The sequence below is a fragment of the Aquibacillus kalidii genome (assembly GCF_014280935.1).
GTDB classification, from domain to species: Bacteria; Bacillota; Bacilli; order Bacillales; family Amphibacillaceae; genus Aquibacillus_D; species Aquibacillus_D kalidii.
In genome coordinates this window covers 62,390-87,049 of the sequence record NZ_JACLZI010000030.1, presented here as the reverse complement: position 1 = coordinate 87,049, position 24,660 = coordinate 62,390, and the positions used below count along the sequence as shown (strand labels likewise).

Here is a 24,660-nt window from a genome sequence, read left to right as displayed (position 1 = left end):
CCTCTTAAATTATATCCATCATACCATATAAAATTCAATAATGTTCTAAACAAACAACAGGTTTTAGAAAGATGTAAGAACAAGCATATTATTTTATATCCTGGCTAAAACTTATCTTATCTAGAATGAATAAGGAGTTTTACTATGCGGTTTGGAAAGTGGATGCTTGTATCGATCATATTAATAATAGGATTGGCAGTGGGTGCTGCTTTTATTTTAAAACCGGAATATGCTTACAATCCATCTAAAGAAGATACACTTGATGGAATGGATATAGAAAAGATAACGAGTTATCGAACGGAAGCAAAATATGATTACTTTGGTGAAACGATTAAGAGAAATCAGCTTGATTTAATAGATAAAGCTAAATTGCTTCCAGAGAATGGTGCAGTTAGTATTGATCAGGAATTATTAAATACGGGACGAAAAGCCTTTTATGAAGAAACGTTTAATAATGAAGACTTCTTTACGGACGTGATGGGACTTATGGACGGACCTTTGACGTTAACGAACCTTGCCAAAGCAATTGTTAAATTAAAAGGTGAGGGTACAAGTAATTTGAGAGTAGAGCTTGCCGAAGATTTTAAAGTAGGGGATAAGGTTTATAAAAAGGGAGAGAAGGTTGACACGGGTATTGATGTTCCTAAGGGAGCTTACACAGCTTTGGGGATGCCAATAAAATTTGAAAATGGCAAAGCTAAAGTTGGAGTTAGCTGTGCTGCATGTCATGCCACAGTGGATCGAGATACTCATAATATTATTGAGGGTGCTCCAAATGTAGACTTAGATGGTGGACTATTAATGGCTTTGGCTTCAAACTCTGCGGCTTTTTTTACTCACGGTGAAAAAGAGAATGTTAAACAATATTTAGCAACTCTCGATGAAAAGGGGAAAGATGATTGGAAGAAGTCACTTCCTGACTCAGAAAAGTTTGAAAAAGCGGTGGATGAAACGATTGAAAAGTGGCCCGCAGGTAGCTTTGATACAACAATTGATTGGATAAATAATCCAACACAAATTCCAGATTCATTTACACTGGGTGATCATCCCTATGGGTGGAGTGGTTTTTCTACAGTTGGACCCTTTAATGGATTAAATGTATTTAGTAATAATGTTCACGCGCAAAATACCGATAGTTTATCGCAAATGCATGTAAGTAACGAGTTGTTTGGTTTAGGGAAGCAAACGTATCTAGGTATTATCTTACAAAATGCAGCAAGTGCTAAATATAAATTTGATAGGGAAGGGGATAAAACGCCAGAGGAGTTTTTTAAATCTGTTGACCCAAATCCAGGGGTGCCAGGTATAAATGAGTTAATTAAATCTCCAGTAGCACCCAAGTTATCTGCAATTGCTCCAGATGGTTATATGATTAGTTCACCAGGGTATAACGCGTGGGAGCAAGTAAATGGTATGTCAGTTTTACAAAATACCTTTTCTCCACCTTCTCCTCCAATTGAGGTAACCTCTGAAGAAATGGCTCTTGGAGAAGATGTATTTAATCGGGCAGGGTGTATTTCTTGTCATGCAGGAGATTTTTATACAAATAATAGAGTTATCCCAGTTGAGGAAATAGGGACAGAGCCATCGAGGGCTAAAGCATTAAAAAGAACGGAACTAATCTTTGGGGAGCCTAGTTTGTATTCTACGGATACTCCTGTACCATTGCCGAAAAAACCAACTGTTGTTAGAGTGCCGCGAAATCAGATTGATGAGAAACAGTTAGAGCTATCTTTTGCTCATGGTGAGACGAAAGGTGGATATAAGGTGAAAGGGTTACTTGGCCTTTATTGGACTGCGCCATACCTGCATGATGGTGGTGTAGCTGTCGGGAAGGATAACCAATTAGGACTTGTTAACACGGTAAACAAAAGTGTTCCACCAGATCCCTTTAATAGCTTACGGGCCTTGGTTGATCAAGATTTACGTAAACGTGTGATAGAGGCTAACCAGGCTTCAGATGCGCTCAAGTCCAGTCATGTTACTGGAGAGGGACATGAGTTTTGGGTTGATAAGCAAACAGGTTTTTCAAGAGAAGAACAGAAAGCATTAATCAACTATTTGTTAAAACTGAAATGAACAGACTAGGAAGGGAGCTTTTTATAGTTTTCTTCCTATTTTGTTTATGTAGTATATCAAGGGGGTTTGCTAGCAAATTATATATATACCTGATATAATTGCAATCATAAATTAGTACCTGATACTAATGTCTATTACTAAATTTGAAAAAGGGTGATCGTATGAAAAGAGAAGATTTAATTGCCCCAGAGAATTACAATATTGCAATGGAAATGGAAAAGTTTGCTCAAGATCCTAGCAAGAAAGCACTGATTTGGGAAGATGATAAAGGGAACAGAGCTGAAATTACTTATAAAAAGTTGATAAAAAATGCCAACAGGATTGGGAATGTTTTTCTGCAAAATGGTTTGAAAAAAGGTGACAAGGTGTTAGTCATGATGCCAAGACTAATCGAAACCTACCAAGTCTATATTGCAGCGCTAAAAACAGGAATTATCCTTATTCCTAGTTCAGAAATGTTAAGAACAAAGGATTTACAGTACCGTATTACACATGGAGAAGTTAGTGGTATTATTAGTTATTTTCCTTTCGTTCATCAATTTAACGATATTGAGCAAATGGATACTCTAAAAAAGTTTTCAGTAGGGGATGCAGTAGAAGGTTGGTTACATTTAGATAAGTTAAAAGAACAAGAATCTGACGAATTAGATATAGTGGACACGAAAAAAGATGACACTGCATTTTTACCATACACATCTGGAACAACTGGGCATCCTAAAGGGGTAGTACATACACATGCGTGGGGTTTTGCACATCTAAGAACGGCACCAGAAAACTGGTTAAGTATCAAAGAAGATGACGTTGTGTGGGCTACAGCTGCGCCAGGCTGGCAAAAATGGGTATGGAGTCCGTTACTGTCTGTCTTAGGTTCAGGAGCTACTGGTTTTATTTATAACGGAAAATTCGACCCGAAAAAATACCTTAGTTTGTTACAAGCAAATAAGGTTAATGTACTTTGCTGTACACCGACTGAGTATCGCTTAATGGCTAAAGTTGATAATTTGAGTGAGTATTCTTTACCTGCGCTACACAGTGCGGTATCAGCTGGTGAACCTTTGAACAGAGAAGTAATTGATACATTTGAAAAGTATTTTAAAGTTACAGTGCGAGATGGCTATGGCCAGACAGAAAATACACTTTTGCTAGGATTTTTAAAAGGAATGAAGGTGAAGCCGGGGTCGATGGGAAAACCAACACCTGGTAATGAGGTCCATCTTATTGATGAAGATTGTAATCAAGTTGCTGTTGGCGAAGTAGGTGATATCGCGATTCCTTTAAACACTCCTGCCTTATTTAAGGAATATTACAAGGATCCAGAGCGTACCAAAAAGGCTCAACGCGGTAACTATTATGTAACAGGTGACCAAGCATCAATGGATGAGGAGGGTTACTTCTGGTTTGAAGGTCGAAGTGATGATATCATTGTGAGCTCAGGTTATACAATTGGACCATTTGAAGTGGAAGATGCACTAGTTAAACATGGTGCAGTAAAGGAATGTGCTGTTGTAGCTAGCCCAGATGAAATAAGAGGAAATGTAGTTAAGGCGTATGTTGTTTTACAAGATTCATTCACAGGCGAACAGTCTGACTTGATCAAGGAGCTTCAAAATCATGTCAAACAATTAACAGCTCCATATAAGTATCCTAGGAAAATTGAATTTATAGACGAACTACCTAAAACATCATCCGGTAAAATTCGTCGTATTGAGTTAAGGCAAAGAGAAAAAATGCCAGTTTAATTTACAGAAAATTAACGAGTCGATTATGCCCCCCATGTGATATGATGAAGGAAAAGAACTAAATGGGGGACTAATCTTGCTAAAGCAATTAGCATGGGTAGTAATTATTGTGCTAGGGATAATTCTTATTCCGTTTGAAGCCGTCGTAAGTATAGAGCCAGAACAGATAAAACAGCTGATTCCTAATTGAATCAGTTGTTTTATTTTTGTTTAAATGTGGTAAATCTTATAGTAAGAGCTTAGTAAATGGAATTGATTTTTATATTGAAAAAATATAAAGGGAAAGTGGATAGTCTGTTATTGTAAGGTGATAAAGCAGAAGACAAATGAAGCATATAAGGAGTATAAAGACGGAGTTTCAATAACCGTTATAGAGCAGCTAGATAGGTTAGATAAAAAAACGCAACGTATGGGCAAGTAACCTAATTGGTTAATATTGTGAAATATATTTTCGAACAAAATACTTGAAAGTCAAAATAGGTCAGAATATAATATGGTTAAAGGTCAAATATAGTCAAAGTCAAACGTTGACCAATTAACTACTAAAATATCTAATTGGAGGAGGAAACGAATATGCAATGTCAACATTGTGGAGTTCGTCCAGCAAATATTAATGTAACCCTTCGATTTAATGATCAAACACAACAAATGCATGTGTGTGATAATTGTTTTCAAGAAATAAAAAACAATGCTAAATATCCATCAGGGTTCTTTGGAAATGATGGTGCAGATTTTAATAGCTTCTTTAGTGGCCAAGCTCAAGCGAATGCTAATCCTAACCGAAAGCCAGGGAAAGGTCAAAAAGAAAACGGATTATTAGACCAGCTTGGTAGAAACCTAACAAATGCTGCTAAAGCCGGCCTTATTGATCCGGTGATTGGTCGCGAAAAAGAAGTTAAACGAGTGATTGAAACATTAAATCGAAGAAACAAAAATAACCCTGTATTAATAGGGGAACCTGGAGTAGGTAAAACTGCGATTGCAGAGGGACTTGCTTTGAAAATTACTGAGGGTAATGTCCCATCCAAGTTGCTAAATAAAGAAATATATATATTAGATGTTGCTTCACTTGTTGCAAATACGGGAATCAGAGGACAATTTGAGGAGAGAATGAAGCAACTAATTAATGAGTTACAAGAGAGAAATAACATTATTTTATTCGTAGATGAAATTCACTTATTGGTAGGAGCTGGAACTGCTGAAGGTTCCCAAATGGATGCAGGAAACATTTTAAAACCTGCTTTGGCAAGAGGTGAACTGCAATTAGTAGGAGCAACAACTTTAAAAGAGTATCGCCAGATTGAGAAAGATGCAGCGCTAGAACGTCGCTTCCAGCCAATTACAGTGAAGGAACCAACAGTCGAGGAGGCAGTGTTAATTTTAGAAGGGCTTAAAGATAGATATGAAGCGTTCCACCAAGTTTCTTATACAGATGAAGCTATTAGAGGAGCAGTAGCGTTATCTACACGCTATCTTCAAGACCGCTTCCTACCAGATAAAGCGATTGATCTAATGGATGAAGCTGGTTCACGTTTGAATCTTGCGAATTCTGAAACAGATAAAGATTCATTACAATCAAGGTTAGATGAGATTGCCAAGGAAAAATTAGAGGCTGCTGAGAAAGAAGATTACGAGCGTGCTGCTAATTTAAGACACCAAGAATTAATGCTTGAGAAAAAAATTGAGGAAGCTAATGATACGCCAACTGTAGAAGTAACCTTAGAAGATATTCAATCAATCATTGAAGAGAAAACTGGAATTCCAGTTAGAAAGATACAATCTGATGAGCAATCGAAAATGAAAAACTTGGCACAAAATCTATCTGCTAAAGTTATTGGACAAGAAAATGCTGTTCAGAAGGTATCTAAAGCAGTACGTCGTAGCAGAGCTGGGTTGAAGTCTAAGCACCGTCCAATTGGCTCTTTCTTGTTTGTTGGACCAACGGGTGTAGGGAAAACCGAATTGACTAAATCACTAGCTGAAGAATTGTTTGGAACGAAAGATTCACTGATTCGTTTAGATATGAGCGAGTATATGGAGAAACACTCCGTTTCTAAAATTATTGGTTCACCTCCTGGGTATGTAGGGCATGAGGAAGCAGGTCAATTAACAGAGCGTGTTCGCCGCAATCCATATAGCTTAATCTTGCTGGATGAAATTGAAAAAGCACATCCAGATGTGCAAAATATGTTCCTACAAATCATGGAGGATGGACACTTAACTGACAGTCATGGACGGACAGTAAGCTTTAAAGAAACAGTAATTATTATGACAAGTAATGCTGGAACTGGTGATAAGCAAATTACAGTTGGTTTTAACAATAGTAAGAATGAAGCAGTTTCTACATTAGAAATGTTAAGTGCTTATTTCAAACCAGAATTCTTAAACCGTTTCGATGCGATTATTCCATTCAGGGAATTACAACAAGAAGACTTACTAGAAATTGTTGATATTATGTTGAATGAACTTAAAGATAATCTTGTTGAAGACGGCTACCATATCACTGTCATGGAAGATGCTAAAAAATATTTAGCTGAAAATGGGTATGATGTTCGTTTTGGTGCTCGTCCATTGCGTCGAGTTATTCAAGACAAAGTGGAAGATGGTATTACTGATCTAATTTTAGAAGAAGATAATGTTTCTGAAATTGTAATTGAATTAGTAGAAAATGATATTGTTGTCAAACGAGGATAATATTAAAGAGGTAATTTACAGGCTTAGATGCCACTGTATATTACCTCTTTTTTTAGGTGGAACGAGAACGTCGATGTAGAAAGTATGCTTCCAAACACTTACGTAAAAGAGTATTAGAAAAAACTGCATAACGTAATCCATAATATTTTTGAAGCAATTACAAAAAATACATAAGAATGAATTCAGAATTAGGAGAGGATTTACGGTGAGTTTAAGACGTATGAAATACAAAGCAATCATTATTGTAATAGGTCTTAGTCTATTCGGTAATGTAACGTTCACCTCTTCTGCTCAAGCTGCTGAACTCCAAGATGAAAAATTATTAGAAGTGCATTTCATCAATGTTGGTCAAGGAGATAGCATCTTGGTTAGGACACCAAGTGGTAAAAACATCTTAATCGATGGAGGAAGACCCTCTGCTGGTGACAAGGTTGTAAATTATCTGAAAGAACAGAAGATAAGAAGTTTAGATATAGTCGTCTCAACACACCCCGATTATGATCATGTCGGTGGATTAGTTGCTGTTTTAAAAAAATTCAAAGTGGAACAGATACTTGATAGTGGTAAATGGTATTATACAAAAGCCTATTTAAGATATATTAGACAGGTCAAAAGAAAGGACATTCCAGTAACTATTGCTAAAACAGATATGGTTAAGGAATTAGATGATGAAATTTCATTAAAGGTATTAAACTCCTATACCTTATTAGAAGGAAATAATGAAGGATCACTAGCGTTTTCATTAACATATAATACGATCGATTTTATGTTAATGGGTGATATCGAACGTGCCCAAGAATTAAAACTAGTGGAAAAGTACAACCTAAATGCAGAGATCTTAAAAGTTGCACATCACGGATCAGATACATCAAGCTCCTGGGGATTCTTACAAGAAGTTAGTCCTGAGCAAGCTATCATCTCTTATAGTAAAGATAACGATTTTGGACATCCTGTAAAGGCAACAATAGATAAGCTTTTGTCTGCTGGAGCAAATATATATTCAACTGCCAAAGCAGGTGATATCGTCATTAAAACAGATGGGATTAGTTATGACATTGAGGTCTCAGGTACTGGACAGATTGTTCAAAAAAGTATCAGCTAAGAGCGGTGGAAAGGTTTATTACGTGATGAATAGGAAATGTTTGGTATAATAAAAGGAAATGTCATCCAGTAGATGTGGTGAAAAAGGAGGTTTTCCTGTTGCAAAAGTCACAGGAGGATACAACAAAAACATACTGTCAGAATGAATACGACACGTTAAGCAAGGTTATCGTTTGCTCCCCGAAGCACATGAAAATAAAAGAAGTTATTAACGAAACACAAAAGTATTATGAAGAAGAAAATATAGACGTGGAAAAAGCAATTGATCAACATAAACATTTTGTGAGTGTGTTAAAAGAACACAATGTGGAAGTAATAGAAGTGCCGACTCAGTCTCATCTAAATGAGCAAGTTTTTACTCGTGACATTGGTTTTGCACTTGGGGAAAAGCTTTTTGTTGCATCAATGGGTAGTGATATACGGGAAGATGAGATAGACGTTCTGAAAACAGAATTAACAAACCGTGATCTGGAATACGAAGAAATAAAAGCAAAATCAATAGAAGGTGGAGATGTTGTTCTTGACCGCGATATAGTTTGGGTCGGGATTAGTACTCGTACTACTATGGAGGCAGTAGAGGATCTTCAAGCACAGCTCCCCTCTCATAAGGTCATCCCATTACCTCTAGCAGAACGTATATTACACCTAGACTGTGCCTTTAACGTCATTAGTCCTGACACTGCACTAATTTACCCAGACGCTTTTATAAAAGAAGACGTAGAAAAAATAAAAGAACATTATGACCTAATAGAAGTTGGCGATACAGAACAATTCACACTTGGTACAAATGTACTTCCGATAGGTGATAAAAAAATAATCAGTATGCCACAAAACAAAAAAGTAAACAGTGAGATGAAAAATTTAGGATTTCAGATCCTGGAAGTTAATTTTTCTGAGATTATAAAATCGGGAGGATCTTTCCGTTGTTGTTCTTTCCCTATACTACGTACCAAATAAATTTCTGCACCCATTTCAAAAAAATGGGTGTGTTTTTTTTTACCCGTGTTATTGACATTAAACAGAAATGGTTGTATGGTTAATTGCATGAGTAACTAACCAACGAAGTAAGGAGGTACCTATGAATAATTCCCTAGATGAAAGCAAACCAATTTTTCAGCAAATAAAAGAGCAAATTGAAGATATGATCATCAATCAAACACTTAAAGAAGGGGACCGTGTACCTTCCACAAACGAATTCGCCAACCATTATAAAATTAACCCGGCAACTGCTGCTAAGGGTATTAACCAATTAGTTGAAGAGGGTATTTTGTTTAAGAGAAGGGGTGTAGGAATGTTTGTAACAGATCAAGCAAATAGGATCTTGTTGAAAAAAAGAAAGGATACATTTATTGAAAATTACATCGTTCCATTGAAAACAGAAGCAAGGAAATTAAATATTTCTGAAGATGAATTAAGAGAAATGATAAGGGGAGTGAAAGAGGAATGAGAGTAGAGGCAAAAGATTTAACTAAGGTCTACAAGGGGAAATTAGCATTAGATCATTTGAGCTTTTTGATAAATGAACCAAAAATTTACGGACTGCTTGGAAGAAATGGAGCTGGAAAAACAACATTCATGCAGCTCTTAGCGGGACTAATGCAACCAACTAGTGGTGAGGTTTTAGTGGATGGTATTTCACCGTTTGATAAGCAAACCTTAACGGAATCTATCTGTTTGATAAAAGAAAGCGACAATTTTAAAAAGGATTTAAAAATAAAAAATGTACTAAAAATAGCATCCATATTCTATCCAACTTGGGATCAAGAATTGGCTTTAGAGTTGGTGGAGGAATTCAATCTAGATTTAAACTCTAAAGTAAAAACACTATCAAAAGGGATGGAATCTGCTTTAGGCATAATAGTGGGTCTGTCAAGTAAAGCTCCAATTACGATGTTTGACGAACCATACATTGGATTGGATGCCTCTGCAAGAACTAAATTTTATGAAATACTAGTAGAACAATATCAAGAACACAAACGAACAATTATCTTTTCTACACATTTAATTGATGAAGTTAGCTTGTTATTTGAAGAGGTACTTATTTTTCAAAATGGAAGGCTTCTAGTCCAAGAAGAAACAGATACACTTAGGGACAGGTGTTATACAGTGTCTGGACCGACCGAAAAGATGGAAGATTTCTTGAAGGGTAAAACGGTTATCGACAAAAAGCAATTTATAGGAACTACTACAGTCATTTTAATGGACGTTGAAAAATCAGAAATACTAAAACATGGTTTTTCAAGCGAGGGTGTCCCATTACAGGATTTAATGGTTCATTTAACTTCTAGTAAAGAAGGTGCTGCTATATGAGTAGACAAATCAAAGGCTTATTATATTTTTTCGTGACAGATTTACGTTATTCTTTTATCATATTTTGGTCTATCTTAACAGCAGTGAATATTGTTTCCCTCATTACTTCCTACTTACTACTAAATGTTACGGATAGCTTTATGTACCTAACCAATTCCATTGCAACCTACATTTATGTTGGTATATTAGGATTCATAACAGTAAAGGAAAGTTTACCATTTTCACTTAAAATGGGAGCTACACGCAAAAGTTACTTTTTATCTATTGGGACCTTCTTTGTAGGACTGTCATTTTTCTTAGCTACGTTAGAAAATATTTATCATATCGTTCTTACATCTGTTAATAAGGCACTTGGAATTGATAATTTCTATTTATTTCATCTTGCTTCTTTGGTAGGCAAAGGAGATTCTTTACTATACAGGTTTAGTATTGATGTGTTTATACTTTTCTTCGGATTATCAAGTATGTTTTTGCTAGGCCTTGTTTTCCACCGTTACGGTCAAATAGGTGGATTGGGAATACTTGGCGTACTTGTTATTCTTCTATTAGTATTTGCGGGAACAGGTGGCCTAATGGATTTAATTAAAACAATCATCTCCAATCCATCCTTTCATTATTTCACCATCATATTTGCAATCGGTCTAGTATTCTACGGCGTATCTTGGGCTATTCTTCATAATGTATCAGCAAAATCAGCACGGGCATCGTAATTGTAAAAAAGGGTTTCTTATTTTTTTGAAAATAGGAAACCCTTTTTATAAATGAAACGTAAATAGTATGGTAGTAATTTATTGGTAAGGATTAGTGCCTTGTATGGAAGTATGAGATACAAATGGAGGTGTCTTTACTTGGAACTATTAGGAGTAGATATCGCAGTAATAGCGCCATTATTATTTCTTGAATTATTGTTAGTTATTGTAGCACTTGTAGCTTGGTTTAAGACTGAGACTACAAATGGACCGAAGTGGTTGTGGCTTTTAATCATTTTATTTGTGACTATGATTGGTCCAATCTTGTTCTTCGTATTCGGAAGGAGGCAGTATTAGATGTCTGTTATTAAAGTTGATCAATTGAAAAAAAGATTTGATGGAAAAGAAGTAGTGAAAGGATTGAATTTTGAATTAACGCCTGGTAAATGTGTGGCTTTGTTAGGACCGAACGGAGCTGGGAAAACCACAACACTTAGAATGCTATCGGGGTTATTGAAACCGTCTAGTGGTGCCGTTTCCTTTGAGGGAATGAAAGAAAATGGAGATGTCAGGCAGCATATTGGATACTTACCACAGTATCCTGTTTTTCATAATTGGATGACTGGCAAAGAATTTCTTGTTTACGTAGGGCAACTGGCAACCTTAACTAAAAAACAAGCAGCTGATAAAGCTGACGAATTGTTGGAAAAGGTAGGGATTGCTGAAGCGAAGAACCGTCGAATCGGAAAGTACTCTGGTGGGATGAAGCAACGATTAGGAATCGCCCAAGCAATGATTCATGAACCGATGCTTATTATGCTTGATGAACCTGTGTCTTCTTTAGATCCAATTGGCAGAAGAGAAGTGCTAACGTTAATGGAAGAGTTAAAGAAACAAACGACTATTCTGTTTTCAACCCATATTTTAAGTGATGCTGAGGAAGTGAGCGATGATTTATTGCTCATGTCTCAGGGTGAAATAGTGGAGTCAGGATCGTTGCAACAACTACGAGATAAGCACCAAACATCTAAAATCGACTTAGCTTTTCGTGATGATCTGGATACATACATGAACAGGATCCAGGATATGTCCGCAGTAACTGACTGTTACATTGAGCGTGGGGAAATTAGAGTATTAGTCGAAGACGTAGAGCGAGCACGGACAGAAATATTAAGAAAGGCCAGCCAAGAAAACTGGCCAGTAACAAAATTTGAAGTGAGTAGAACATCCCTAGAAGACTTATTTATGAAGGTGGTGAAGAGCTAATGCAATGGAGAACTATTTTTGCTAAAGAAATGGTAGAGGATTGGCGTAACTTCAAATGGGTTTGGGTACCTCTAGTCTATATTATTATTGCGATCATGGACCCTCTTACAACTTATTACTTACCCAAAATATTAGATGCTGTGGGAGGTATGCCAGAAGGAACGATTATGGAATTACCTGAAACATCACCAGTGGATGCTTTTATGATGAGTTTTACCGAGTATAGTATGTTTGGTGTGATAGTAATTGTTACGATCACAATGGGAACTATTGCGGGAGAACGTAAAAGTGGTGTAGCAGAACTTGTTCTAGTAAAGCCTGTTGGTTATCTAACTTATATTTCAAGTAAATGGGGAGAGAAACTAGTACTAATTCTAGGTTCCTATTTACTCGGGATGTTAGCAAGCTGGTATTATGTGAATCTGTTATTTGGTGATTTGGCTTTTAGTGAATTTATAAGTGCAACCTTCTTCTATGGATTATGGTTAAGTCTAGTTATAACTATAACGATTTTCTGTAGTACATTGTTTAAATCTCCTGGAATTGCTGGCTTTGTCTCGATTGCCATCCTTATCGTGATGAGTATTATCTATAAGGTATTTGCTAAGTATTTAACGTGGTTTCCAAATAGCCTCAGCTCTCATATTAGAGAAAGTCTCTATAATGGTAAGGTAGATGGAGATCTTTGGGGAACAGCTCTTGTAACGATCGCACTAATAGTAGTGTTACTATATGGATCCCTATTCACATTCCGAAGTAAAGAAATGGCGAGTTAGTTATTTATGGGCTGACCATTTTGTCGATAACAATTTAGGTTATTGGATTGTTTTGTAATATGGAAAAAATAAATAAACCCTTGTTATACAAGGGTTTATTTATTATGGAGCATAGCGGGATCGAACCGCTGACCTCTACACTGCCAGTGTAGCGCTCTCCCAGCTGAGCTAATGCCCCGAACTTATAATCTCTCACAAAAGGTATTATATAAGAATTAGTTTGATAAGACAATATAAAAAACTAACTATTTTCTAGTCCGCCACTAGCCATTGTAATTAGTACTAGATCTAGTTGAAAACTAAGTTATCTATTGGGGAAATAATGAGAGATTAATGAAGTATCATGTTAAACCTGGGGAGAAAACTATAATATTATTGTGTGTTTTAATGTAAATTACTATATATGGAGTATTTTTTATAATTCAGTTGTTTGTATGCGTTTTCAAAAGTGTTATGATTCTATTAAGAGTTATTATCACTTTCCTCCAGTACTTATCATAACTTTTTTCCCTGGTTGTCATGTTCCTAATAACATTGGCATTTGGCGCTCTTTGTTGCAATGTTATTGACCCCCTGAACTATATGATAATAACAAGCGTTCATGTTCTGTGGATTTTCCTTGAGTAAAACCTACTGAATTTATATTACTTTTACAAGGTGGTTTTAATGATGAGTTTAAATAGGAAGCTACAACTTAAAGGTGAAGTGAGAGTAAGTCTACCAGATAAATTGCCAACAGCTGTGAAACATGCTTGGGAAATGTTCGCAAGGGATGCTAGCGCAGTGTTACAAACACCTGCAGTTATAACTGAATCTAATGAATCAGATATTGTTGTGAGGTGGGCAACGGAAGCCGATCGATGTCCAGAGTGGTCTGAAGCCTTTGCCTATCGCTATCACTATCACAAACAGAGTAAACATCCACAACTTCATATTGTAGCGAATGATGAATTAGGTTTGGTATATGGATTACTTCATTTAAGTGAGCACTATTTTGGGGTGGATCCTTTCTGGTATTGGGCTGATCTGCCAATCAGACAACAGGAGAGTGTTTGGTTAGATGGCATCAATTTTGATTCAAGTCAACCAAAAGTAAGATTTCGTGGCTGGTTTGTGAATGATGAGGTTTGCCTGATTGGATGGACTGAACAATACCCACCGCCTAAAGAAGTTTGGTATCCCGTATTTGAAGCACTATTAAGGTGTGGAGGAAATATGGTTTTACCTGGAACAGATTTACCTAAACATGGGGTTCACATACCACTTGCACAGGAAATGGGGTTATGGGTGACGCATCATCATGCAGAGCCATTAGGAGCTGAGATGTTTCTCCGTGCATATCCTGGCCGAAAAGCTAGCTATCTAGAAAACCCAGATTTGTTCGAAAAATTATGGATGGACGCTATTCACAAGCAAAAAGATGGAAAAGTTCTGTGGGTACTATCTTTTCGTGGACAGGGAGACACGCCTTTTTGGGAACATGACCCACAATTTGATACACCAGAAAAACGTGGTGAAATGATAAGTCATGCAATAAAAAAACAGTATGAAATGATTCTTTCAGAGGTAGAAAACGCTGTATGCTGTACAGCATTATACGGAGAAATAGCAGAATTATATAAGGCAGGCCATATACACGTTCCAGATAGTGTCATTAAGGTTTGGGCTGATAACGGTTATGGAAAAATGGTTTCAAGAAGACAAGGATTAGAAAACTATCGGATTCCGTCGTTACCAGATGATTCAGATGAAGGAAGGAATGGGGTTTACTATCATGTGACGTTCCACGACTTACAAGCATCTAATCACCTAACAATGCTTCCTGTTCACCCGGCGTTAATTCAAAACGAATTACACAGCATCGCTGAATCAGGTGCACTTGATTACTTGTTAGTTAACTCTGGAAATATACGACCTCATTTATATCCATTAGAAATGCTTCGTGTGTTTTGGAGAACTGGAACGATTGCGTATAAGGAAGTATTAAAAGATTTGATTAAACGATTATACGACTCTAATATTGATGACATTATGAAGCTGTATTTGGACTATTATGAACATGTAATTGCTTATGGGCCAAATGAAGATGATAAAGCTGGAGATGAATTTTATCATCACCCAGCTAGAATTATTATCGGACACTGGCTCCAAGGAAAAGGAGAAGTACCTGAAGAAGCATTAATCTGGGCAACTGGTGATGTTCCTTTCAGTGAACAAATAAGCTATTTCATGGAGAAATGTTCAGGCGCAATTCAAGGATGGGAAGAATGGCTGACTAAATATGATATGGTAGCAGAAAATCTGTCGGAGGAGCTTAAGGTTCGTTTGCAAGATCAACTGCGATTCCATGTAGAACTTCACTTAAGTGGTTGTAAAGGGTTAGAAGATTTATGTAATGCGTACGTTAATTTCCACCAAAGAAAATTTCCGCAAGCATTTGTCAGTGCTTCACAAAGCTTATGGAATTTCCAAACTAGTCTTGATGCAATGGATAAATCAGAACATGGCAAATGGAAGCATTTTTTCCGTGCAGATTGGCTTACAAATGTAAAAAATACGCTTTATAATGTGGATACGTTAAGACGGTTTATCCGAATGCATGGAGATAACCCAGACTTTTTCCTATGGTATAAAGCATACATTATGCCAGAGACAGAGAAACATATTTACTTAGAAAATACCCATCGGAACCCTCTTTCAGATAATGAGTTAGCTAAGATGCTCCAAGAAAAATTCAACGAAAACTAGTTTAACAATAATACTTTCGCCTAGTTTCCTATATTGAAGGCTTATAGAGAAAGTTTAATTATCACCTCAGTTGATCTCACTTAATATATTGATTTTCACTTTATCTCAAATTAAAAAGGTATATTTCCTACGATTATGACATTAATATTTATTAGTATTTCTATTTTTGCCGGCGTTGTCATGCTATACCAGTTACGTACTTTATGAATCTATTTTTAAAATACGTGTGCAACAGGAATCTCACAACCTATCAAAACTGTTCTTTTTAATCTATTTCAAAATGATTGGAGGTACACCCATGAAGATGGTGTTTAGGTGGTTTGGAAATGGAAACGATAGTGTAAGTTTAAAGCAAATTAAACAAATTCCTGGAGTGGAGGGGATTGTTTGGGCATTACATGATATTCCTGTTGGTGAAGTTTGGTCGTTAAAAGATATTAAACTACTAAAAGGACAGGCAGATGACTATGGACTAAATATTGATGTAGTAGAAAGTGTAAATGTCCATGAAGATATCAAACTAGGCTTACCGACCAGAGATCAATATATCGAAAATTATAAAAGTACGATTAAGAACCTTGCACAGGTAGGGGTTAAAGTTATTTGTTACAATTTTATGCCTGTGTTCGACTGGACGAGAACAAACTTATATCAACTATTAGAAGATGGTTCGACAGCTTTATTCTATGAAAAAGCAAAAGTAGAGAACATGGATCCACTCGAATTGGTAGAAAAGGTTGCGAATAATAATGGCTATACAATGCCAGGGTGGGAACCTGAACGATTAAAAGAGTTAAAGCAGTTATTTACTTTATATAATGAGGTAACGACTGAGGATTTATGGGAGAACCTACGCTACTTTCTAGAGGAAATCATCCCGGTTGCAGAAGAAAATAATATTAAGATGGCTATTCATCCGGATGATCCACCATGGCCAATATTTGGTTTACCGAGAATTATTACGTCAAGAGATAATATTTATAGATTTTTGCAATTGGTAGATAGCCCGTTTAACGGCATCACCCTTTGCAGTGGTTCTTTAGGTGCTAATGCTGCTAATGACATTCCAGGGATGATTAGAGAATTTGCTGATCGGATTCCATTTGCGCACATTAGAAATGTCCGTCGCTTTGAAAATGGGGATTTTATTGAAACATCCCACAGGACTACTGATGGATCGATAAATATATATGAAATTGTAAGGGCTTACCATGAAAGTGAGTTTGATGGTTATGCGCGTCCAGATCACGGCAGACATATATGGGATGAATCATGCCGTCCTGGTTATGGGTTGTATGACAGAGCACTTGGCATTATGTACCTTTGGGGTATTTGGGACACGTTACAGAGAGAAAAGTAACTGTCAATTTATCAATGATATATGGCGAGTTCATCCTTGTATCTTTTTAATCAGGAAGGAGAATGAAAAATGCTTACAGTAAATCCTAATTTGAACGGAAAGGTCGCAGTAGTTACCGGTGGTGGCGGTATTTTATGCGGCGCAATGGCTATTGAGTTGGCTCGGCACGGGGTTAAGGTAGCTATTTTAAATCGAACATATAAAAAAGCAGTTGCAGTTGCTGAGAACATAAAAGCTAATGGAGGAGAAGCTTTAGCGATAAAGTGTGATGTCCTTAATGAAGCAAGTGTACAAGAAGCAGAAAGGGTTGTTCATGAGACATATGGACCTTGTGACGTGCTTGTTAATGGTGCAGGAGGAAATCATCCAAAGGGTAGCACGACAAATGAAACTTTTAGTTTAGATGACATTGATCAAGATGGAGTGAACTCCTTTTTTGATTTAACTACTGAAGGGTTTAAATCTGTATTGGATTTAAACTTTATTGGTACGCTTATTCCAACTCAAATCTTTACACGAAGGATGATTGGAAATAGCGGTTCCGTCATCAACATTTCTTCTATGAGTGCCCCTAGTCCAATGACAAAAGTTCCTGCTTACAGTGCAGCAAAAGCTGCCATTAACAATTTTACACAATGGCTTGCAGTCCATATGGCTGATGCTGATATTCGAGTTAATGCCATTGCCCCTGGTTTCTTCTTAACGGAGCAAAATCGTTCCCTACTCATGGAGGAGGATGGTACTCCTAAGCCTAGAATGGAGAAAATTATATCGCAAACGCCTATGAAGCGACTAGGGAAACCGGATGACTTGTTAGGGACATTATTATGGCTTGTAGATGATGAGGCAAGTGGCTTTGTTAGTGGTGTGTGTATCCCAGTGGATGGTGGATTTATGGCTTATTCAGGTGTGTAAGAGCAATGCTGACAAAGGGTGGTGAAAATATGGATGTTGTTACAATTGGAGAACCGATGGTCTTGTTTACACCTATATCGTCTCCATTAATGCGATATGCAGGAACATTTTCCAGAAACTTTGGAGGAGCAGAATCGAATGTTGCCATTGGATTAGCCAGGCTTGGGCATAAGGTGAGTTTAATTAGCAAAGTCGGCGATGACGAATTCGGCAAGGCGTTGATTACTTCTATTCGTGGAGAAGGGGTAGATGTAAGCAATGTAAAGGTTGATTCGAATGCGTCGACTGGGCTCTATTTTAAAGAAGTTAGAAGTTATCGTGATGTCAGAGTTAATTATTACCGCAAGGATTCAGCTGCCAGCAAGCTCTCACAAAATGATATAGATGAAACACTAATTAGCCAGGCAAAGTTTTTACATATTACTGGCATTACACCTGCATTAAGTGAAACTTGTTATGAAACGGTTAAGTATGCAATTTCTATTGCTAAAGCTAGTGGGGTACAGGTAGTTTTTGACCCTAATTTGCGCAAAAAACTGTGGTCAGAACAAAAAGCCCGTCAAGTTCTAACCGAATTAGCAACGCTTTCCGACATCGTATTACCGGGAGTAAACGAAGGTAATTTTATGTTCGGAGAATCTGACCCAGTAAAATTAGGTAATTTATTTTTAGCGCTTGGACCAAAAAAGGTCGTTATAAAAATTGGTGCCAGGGGTGCTCATTATTTTGATGGTCAACAAACGAAACAAGTGGCGGGTTTTCCTGTTGAAGAGGTGATTGATCCAGTCGGTGCAGGAGATGGTTTTGCAGTAGGCGTTATATCTGGGCTATTAAATGAGATGTCGATGGAGGAAGCGGTTAGACGGGGAAATGCTGTCGGTGCGATGGTAACACAAATTCAAGGAGATTATGAGGGGCTACCATCAGAAGAGGAATTATATAGTTTTATGAATCGGGAAAATGCTGAAGATGTTAGCCGGTAGTTTTTATAGACTATGGAGGGTTGGGGGATAACAATGAGTACACTTGAGATTATAAAGGGGACTGGAGTAGTTGCAGTGATACGGAAAGCATCTGTTGACAATATTTTACCAATTGCTGAAGCGCTAGTTAACGGTGGTATCAAGGCAATAGAAATTACTTTGGAATCTCCAGGGGCACTAGAAGCGATCAACATAGCTTCCCAAAAATTGGGGAATAAAGCAGTGATAGGTGCAGGGACGGTCTTAGATTCAGAGACTGCAAGAGTTGCTATTATGAATGGAGCGAAATTTGTATTTTCACCTACAATTAATATAGAAACAATTAAAATTTCTAAACGGTATGGAGTAATGTGTGTAGCAGGTGCACTAACACCTACTGAGATATTAACGGCGTTTGAACATGGTTCAGATATTATAAAAGTTTTTCCTGCGAGTTTAGTCGGACCTAAATACTTTAAAGATTTACATGGACCATTACCACAAATTCCATTAATGCCCACTGGTGGTGTTGATATTGAAAATGCAGGTGACTATATTCAAGCAGGTGCTGTTGCAGTTGGGGTTGGGAGTACATTGGTTAGTAGTACGTCAGATATAGATGATGATTATTTGAGACAGATTGAGTATAAAGCGAGTGAATTCATAGAAAGGATAAAACTGGTAAGAGTATAAAAGTTTAACATAAGTGGTTGAGTGAATGCATTTAGCAATATTCTTTAATTCTAATTAGTAATAATAAGTATCTAAATGTCCGTTTAAGATCCTGGTTGATAATGTGAAAATATTTAGTTGTACGTACATTTAAGATTGAATTCCTTGTAAAGATCTTTTACAATAGATCTATAAACCATTATTGGGGGAGTTACTATGAGTCTTGATGTCAAAAGTTCAATTCAAAATGGCAAAACAGTGCTTGGTATAGAATTTGGTTCAACTCGAATCAAAGCAGTTCTTATAGGTGAGGACAACACACCAATTGCATCTGGGAGCCATGATTGGGAAAATAGTTATACAAACAATGTTTGGACTTACAGTGTTGAAGAGATTTGGAAGGGTTTACAAGATAGTTATCAAAAGATGGCTACTGATGTAAAACAACAATATGGAATTACACTAAATACCGTAGGGGCGATCGGGTTCAGTGCAATGATGCACGGCTATATGGCTTTCGATAAAGAGGGAGAATTGTTAGTACCGTTCCGTACGTGGCGTAATAACATTACAGAGCAAGCTTCGACTGAATTAACGAAGCTATTTAATTATAATATACCTCAAAGATGGAGTATCGCACATCTGTATCAAGCAATCTTGAACAAAGAAGAACACATTGCTAATATAAGCTTCCAGACAACTCTAGCTGGTTATGTACATTGGAAGCTAACCGGAGAAAAGGTTCTAGGTGTTGGTGAAGCGTCTGGAGTATTTCCAATTGACTTAAACACAAAAGAATATAACGAAACAATGATCAGTCAATTCAATGAGTTAATTGAGCCTAAGAATCTACCATGGAAATTGGAAGATATATTACCTAATGTTTTAATGGCTGGAGAAAGTGCTGGTGTACTTACGGAAGAAGGGGCAAAGCTGTTAGATGTGACAGGAGAACTACAAGCTGGAATCCCTCTTTGTCCTCCTGAAGGTGATGCAGGGACAGGTATGGTGGCAACGAATAGTGTAGCAAAACGTACTGGTAACGTTTCTGCGGGTACTTCTGCATTTGCTATGGTTGTATTGGAGAAGGATTTGACGAAGGTTCATCCTGAAATTGATCTTGTTACTACTCCTACAGGGAATCTAGTGGCAATGGCACACTCTAATAATTGTTCATCGGACTTGAATGCATGGGTTGGATTATTCGGTGAATTCTCTAAAGCGATGGGAATGGATGTAGATCCTAATAAATTGTACGAAACTCTGTTTAAACAAGCACTTCAGGGAGATGCTGACGGTGGGGGCTTGATGTCTTATGGGTATCTATCTGGTGAGCATATGACGCATTTTGAGGAAGGGCGCCCGTTGTTTGTTCGTTCTTCAGGAAGTAATTTCAACCTAGCAAATTTCATGCGCACACATTTATTTACTGCATTTGGAGCTATGAAACTAGGTATGGATATTCTTGTTGAAGAAGAAAAGGTGAAACTAGATGAAGTGTTAGGTCATGGTGGAATATTTAAAACGGAGGGCGTTGGTCAAAATTTCTTAGCTGCTGCTTTTAATACACCAGTTTCTGTTATGGAAACTGCAGGAGAAGGTGGAGCATGGGGGATCGCCTTACTGGCTTCTTACATGATTAACAAATCAGAGAATCAAACACTGGAAGAATACTTGAATGAAAAAGTATTTGCAGGCCAAAAAGTGACAACTGTTTCACCAGATCCTAAAGATGTTGAAGGATTTGAACAGTTTATGGAGCGTTATAAGAAAGGGCTTGCCATTGAAAGAGCGGCTGTAGACAGTCTTCAATAAGACTAAGCTTACGTAGGTCTATGAGATGATTAAGGTTAAAACATATTAATGTACCATTCTAAAAATGAAGGAACCCTATTGTTTAGGGTTCCTTTTTGGTATACATGTTTGGAGGTAGTACCAGGTTAGTAAAAAGTTTACTGGTGGGGTCTATTTATAAAGTTTATGAAAATAACCAAACCACATCCACAAAACGTTCACAGAATGTTCACTTATACGAAACATTTATATTTGCTATACTAACTACCTACATGAGAGGAGATGGAAAAACATGCCAACAACAAAAAGAGAGAGTTTAATTTTTGGAATAATTATGTGTGTGGGAATGGTATTAGTTATGTCCATTTATAATCTTGTTATAAATGGACAAATTGACCAGTTATCGGTACCCCATATTGTATTAGAAGTATTTATCGGGTTTTGTATAGCGTTACTTTTAGATATATTCTGTGTAGGTCCAGTTGCGCGAAAAATTACAGGTAAGTTACCCTTTGATAAGTCAAACAAGTTATTATTTGTTTTATCAATGTCCGGTTTTATGATCTTAGGAATGGTGTTTTTTATGTCCATTTTTGGACTTGTAACACTAATGCTTTCAGAGGGACTAGGAGATCAAGGAATATGGAGTACTTATTTCATGATTTACCTGAAAAACTTTATTGTTGCATTTCCACTTCAACTGTTAATTATGGGACCGTTAGTAAGGTTTATTTTTGTGAAATTTATTAAAGAGAAAGAGAAACAACCTCTTTATGCTACGGAATAAGTATAAGTAGGTTACTTTTACTACTAATTTCAAATTATAAGTTTATAAAGTCAAGGGAGCCCTTCCTGTTATGGTTAAGGGTTCCTTTTTTTAATTATGAAAATTATAGTATAATCATACTTAACAAGAAAGAGTCATCATAAGGGGAAAATATTAGTATCTTGATCTTTCAAGGGAGGAAATAGCTTTGTCTTCACTTAATATTCTTAGTCAATTATATGAAGAAACTGATGAGGAAAAGATGATTTTGAAACAAAAGAATCAAGTGAAGAAAGACCTTTATACTGATCAGGCTGACTTTATCATAGAAAGTGAAAAATTCTTAGGGAAAGAAAAAATGATTATGGTGCGAAAGCACACTAGATTCGTAGATTTTCCGAAACATAAGCATGACTATATCGAGATTAACTTTGTTTATAATGGTGTGTTGGAGCAAAAAGTGGGTAATGAACAGATTGTTCTAAAAAAAGGGGAGTTATTGCTACTAAACCAGCATATCGAGCATGAGATCAAAGCGTGTAGTCAAGAGGACATCGTGTTAAACTTTATTATCCAACCACGTTTTTTTGAATATATTTTCACTTATTTAGCTGCGGATAGTATGGATACAAACATTAATGATTTTTTAATTAGTAGCTTATTTAACTACACGAATAATGGTCAGTTTTTATATTATGCAGTATCAGAGGTTGAATCTATTCAAGAACTAGTCAGAAAAATTATATTGGAGATGATGGAACCGTCTATCCTTTCTGAATCAACGGTAAAGCTTTATATGGGCTTATTGTTTATTGAACTTATAAAAAACTCTGATAAACTAGCAAAACAAAATGAACGACAGCAACAGCAACGAGTTATTATGGAGTCTTTAAAATATATTGAAGAGAATTATAAAGAGGCATCTTTATATGAACTTGCCGAATCACTTAAGCAATCACATTACGGATTAAGTAAAAACATAAAGAAAGTAACGAATAAAACATTTAAGGAATTGTTACAGGAAAAGCGATTGAGTGTAGCAAAAACGTTATTAGAGAATATGGACGTACCCATTTCTTCTGTGATTGAAGAAGTGGGTTATGACAATATGAGTTACTTTTATCGAATATTTAAAAATAAATATGGGTTAACACCAAAAGAATACAGGAAGAAAAGTAATGAGATTACTAATAAAGAAGAGTAAAGCAGGGGATGATCCTCTGTTTTTTTTGTGGTTTAAACCAATGGATGCAAATAAGGACATAAAAAAGGTAAATGAAGTTATTAATGATTGGGTATTAATCCTTTATGATGAAAATAAGTTAAAACGCTTTCAAAAAGGGGATGGAATAATGACTAAGTGTAGCTTAGCTGTGGATATTGGCGCATCGAGTGGTAGATTAATCGCTGGGTATCTTATCAAAGGGAAGCTAGAGCTTCAGGAAGTTCACCGATTTGCAAATAACGTTATAGAGAAAAATGGACACTTTTGTTGGGATATAGATAGACTTTTTCAGGAGATAAAAAAAGGGATACATGTTTGTAAAGAAAAACAGTTAAATCCAACAAGTATCGGGATTGATACATGGGCAGTTGATTTTGTTTTATTAGATGAAAAGGATCAATTGCTAACGGATGCGGTTGCCTATCGTGACTCTAGAACAGAGGGCATGATGGAAGAGGTATTTAAAACCATTAGTAAAGAGCGGCTTTATTTAGAAACGGGCATTCAGTTTCAAAAATTTAATACGATTTATCAACTGTATTATTTAAAACTTCATCATCCCGAAATATTGAAAAAAGCAAGAACATTCTTAATGATTCCTGATTACTTAAATTTTCTTCTTACAGGAAAAAAAGAAAACGAATACACAAATGCAACATCAACTCAACTAATCAACGCCTTTACTAAAAAATGGGATAAGCAATTAATTGAGCAATTAGGGTTAAACAGTGAAATGTTCCAGGAAATTATGACACCAACATCTGAAGTGGGGCCACTAAGAAAGGAATTAGTGAAGGAATTTGGCTTTAATATGAAGGTGTTACTTCCGGCAACACATGACACAGGCGCTGCAGTTGTTGCGGTTCCAGAAGTAAACGATACCATATATATTAGCTCTGGTACATGGTCGCTGATCGGTGTCGAAAACAGATTCCCCATTTGTGTGACAAAAGCTTTAGATTACAATTTTACAAACGAAGGTGGCTTGGACTACCGTTTTCGATTTTTGAAGAACATTATGGGATTATGGATGATTCAAGAGGTAAAGCGAACTTACGATAATCAGTATGACTTTTCGAAATTAGTAGAGCTAGCAAGTGAATCGTCTACTTTTCGATCCAAAGTTAATGTTGATGATGACCGCTTCCTTAAGCCTGAAAACATGATTTTGGAAATTCAAAAATACTGCCAAGAGACAGACCAAGCAATCCCATCCACTCCTGGCGAGGTAGCAAAGTGTGTATTTGATAGTTTAGCAGATAGTTACCAACGAGCCATTAGAGAAATTGAAGAAATCTATGAAAAAGAGTTCCCGACCATTAATGTAATTGGTGGTGGTTGTCAAAATGAAATGTTAAATCAGTTAATAGCAGATACGACCAATAAAGAGGTGCTTGCAGGACCCGTAGAGGCAACGGCAATAGGGAATATAGTTTGCCAACTTATTTCGCTAGGTGAGCTAGAGGGAATTGATCAGGCTAGAGAAATAGTGAAACAGTCGTTTGAAATGAAGAAATACACAGCACTAACTGTTTCGTAACACATATAATAGGAGGAATATTAC

At 36.6% G+C, this 24,660-nt stretch carries 20 protein-coding genes and 1 tRNA gene; 20 read left to right on the top strand and 1 reads right to left on the bottom strand.

Translation table 11 applies throughout. The features are described from left to right. Window positions 1-144: 144 nt before the first annotated feature. The 11 genes from H7K77_RS05775 (at window position 145) to H7K77_RS05725 (ending at window position 12,654) form a co-directional block, all read left to right on the top strand. Window positions 145-2,079: an electron transport protein gene (locus tag H7K77_RS05775; RefSeq protein WP_186576773.1), complete on the top strand. Its 1,935-nt coding sequence runs from the start codon at window positions 145-147 to the stop codon at window positions 2,077-2,079. A gap of 161 nt (window positions 2,080-2,240) precedes the next feature. Then, entirely contained in the window at window positions 2,241-3,818 is a 1,578-nt protein-coding gene (mbcS, locus tag H7K77_RS05770) for an acyl-CoA synthetase MbcS (protein WP_186576772.1), read from the top strand. A gap of 573 nt (window positions 3,819-4,391) precedes the next feature. Next, window positions 4,392-6,512 carry an ATP-dependent Clp protease ATP-binding subunit gene (locus H7K77_RS05765; protein ID WP_186576771.1) on the top strand — a complete coding sequence of 707 codons (2,121 nt, stop codon included), beginning with the start codon at window positions 4,392-4,394 and terminating at the stop codon, window positions 6,510-6,512. A gap of 220 nt (window positions 6,513-6,732) precedes the next feature. Then, a complete protein-coding gene (locus tag H7K77_RS05760) occupies window positions 6,733-7,614 on the top strand; it encodes a ComEC/Rec2 family competence protein (RefSeq protein ID WP_186576799.1) in 882 nt (293 codons plus the stop codon). A gap of 98 nt (window positions 7,615-7,712) precedes the next feature. Continuing rightward, a complete protein-coding gene (locus H7K77_RS05755; protein ID WP_186576770.1) occupies window positions 7,713-8,570 on the top strand; it encodes a dimethylarginine dimethylaminohydrolase family protein in 858 nt (285 codons plus the stop codon). Window positions 8,571-8,691: 121 nt separating this feature from the next. Further along, window positions 8,692-9,060, top strand: a complete 369-nt coding sequence (locus tag H7K77_RS05750; protein WP_186576769.1) for a GntR family transcriptional regulator — start codon at window positions 8,692-8,694, stop codon at window positions 9,058-9,060. Then, a complete protein-coding gene (locus H7K77_RS05745) occupies window positions 9,057-9,923 on the top strand; it encodes an ABC transporter ATP-binding protein (protein WP_186576768.1) in 867 nt (288 codons plus the stop codon). Before H7K77_RS05750 ends, H7K77_RS05745 begins: the two co-directional genes overlap by 4 nt. After that, a complete protein-coding gene (locus tag H7K77_RS05740; protein ID WP_186576767.1) occupies window positions 9,920-10,633 on the top strand; it encodes a hypothetical protein in 714 nt (237 codons plus the stop codon). The genes H7K77_RS05745 and H7K77_RS05740 overlap by 4 nt, the downstream gene beginning before the upstream one ends. A gap of 138 nt (window positions 10,634-10,771) precedes the next feature. Continuing rightward, window positions 10,772-10,969 carry a PLD nuclease N-terminal domain-containing protein gene (locus H7K77_RS05735; RefSeq protein WP_328701045.1) on the top strand — a complete coding sequence of 66 codons (198 nt, stop codon included), beginning with the start codon at window positions 10,772-10,774 and terminating at the stop codon, window positions 10,967-10,969. Continuing rightward, window positions 10,970-11,878: an ABC transporter ATP-binding protein gene (locus tag H7K77_RS05730; RefSeq protein ID WP_186576765.1), complete on the top strand. Its 909-nt coding sequence runs from the start codon at window positions 10,970-10,972 to the stop codon at window positions 11,876-11,878. Continuing rightward, a complete protein-coding gene (locus tag H7K77_RS05725; protein ID WP_186576764.1) occupies window positions 11,878-12,654 on the top strand; it encodes an ABC transporter permease in 777 nt (258 codons plus the stop codon). Before H7K77_RS05730 ends, H7K77_RS05725 begins: the two co-directional genes overlap by 1 nt. A 105-nt stretch (window positions 12,655-12,759) precedes the next feature. Here the strand turns inward: H7K77_RS05725 and H7K77_RS05720 are convergent. Next, a tRNA-Ala gene (locus tag H7K77_RS05720) sits at window positions 12,760-12,832 on the bottom strand. 491 nt (window positions 12,833-13,323) lie between these two features. On the opposite strand from H7K77_RS05720, the gene H7K77_RS05715 reads away from it, so the two are divergent. The 9 genes from H7K77_RS05715 (at window position 13,324) to rhaB (ending at window position 24,636) form a co-directional block, all read left to right on the top strand. Then, window positions 13,324-15,402 (top strand): glycosyl hydrolase 115 family protein, encoded by a 2,079-nt coding sequence (locus H7K77_RS05715; protein WP_235988841.1) that lies wholly within the window; start codon window positions 13,324-13,326, stop codon window positions 15,400-15,402. A gap of 298 nt (window positions 15,403-15,700) precedes the next feature. After that, window positions 15,701-16,762: a mannonate dehydratase gene (uxuA, locus tag H7K77_RS05710; RefSeq protein ID WP_186576762.1), complete on the top strand. Its 1,062-nt coding sequence runs from the start codon at window positions 15,701-15,703 to the stop codon at window positions 16,760-16,762. Between the two features lie 69 nt (window positions 16,763-16,831). Next, window positions 16,832-17,677 carry an SDR family oxidoreductase gene (locus H7K77_RS05705; protein WP_186576761.1) on the top strand — a complete coding sequence of 282 codons (846 nt, stop codon included), beginning with the start codon at window positions 16,832-16,834 and terminating at the stop codon, window positions 17,675-17,677. A 29-nt stretch (window positions 17,678-17,706) separates the two neighbouring features. Continuing rightward, the gene (locus H7K77_RS05700; protein WP_186576760.1) at window positions 17,707-18,660 is read left to right on the top strand and encodes a sugar kinase; all 954 of its coding nucleotides are present in this window, start codon (window positions 17,707-17,709) and stop codon (window positions 18,658-18,660) included. 33 nt (window positions 18,661-18,693) lie between these two features. Then, window positions 18,694-19,332, top strand: a complete 639-nt coding sequence (locus H7K77_RS05695; RefSeq protein ID WP_186576759.1) for a bifunctional 4-hydroxy-2-oxoglutarate aldolase/2-dehydro-3-deoxy-phosphogluconate aldolase — start codon at window positions 18,694-18,696, stop codon at window positions 19,330-19,332. 195 nt (window positions 19,333-19,527) lie between these two features. Beyond that, window positions 19,528-21,126: a xylulokinase gene (locus H7K77_RS05690; protein WP_186576758.1), complete on the top strand. Its 1,599-nt coding sequence runs from the start codon at window positions 19,528-19,530 to the stop codon at window positions 21,124-21,126. A 271-nt stretch (window positions 21,127-21,397) separates the two neighbouring features. Then, on the top strand, window positions 21,398-21,892 hold the full coding sequence (locus H7K77_RS05685) for a DUF2798 domain-containing protein (protein WP_186576757.1): 495 nt from the start codon (window positions 21,398-21,400) through the stop codon (window positions 21,890-21,892). A 187-nt stretch (window positions 21,893-22,079) separates the two neighbouring features. Next, window positions 22,080-23,075, top strand: coding sequence for an AraC family transcriptional regulator (locus H7K77_RS05680; RefSeq protein ID WP_235988840.1), 996 nt, complete (start codon window positions 22,080-22,082; stop codon window positions 23,073-23,075). 148 nt (window positions 23,076-23,223) lie between these two features. Then, a complete protein-coding gene (gene rhaB / locus H7K77_RS05675) occupies window positions 23,224-24,636 on the top strand; it encodes a rhamnulokinase (RefSeq protein ID WP_186576797.1) in 1,413 nt (470 codons plus the stop codon). Window positions 24,637-24,660 lie beyond the last annotated feature (24 nt).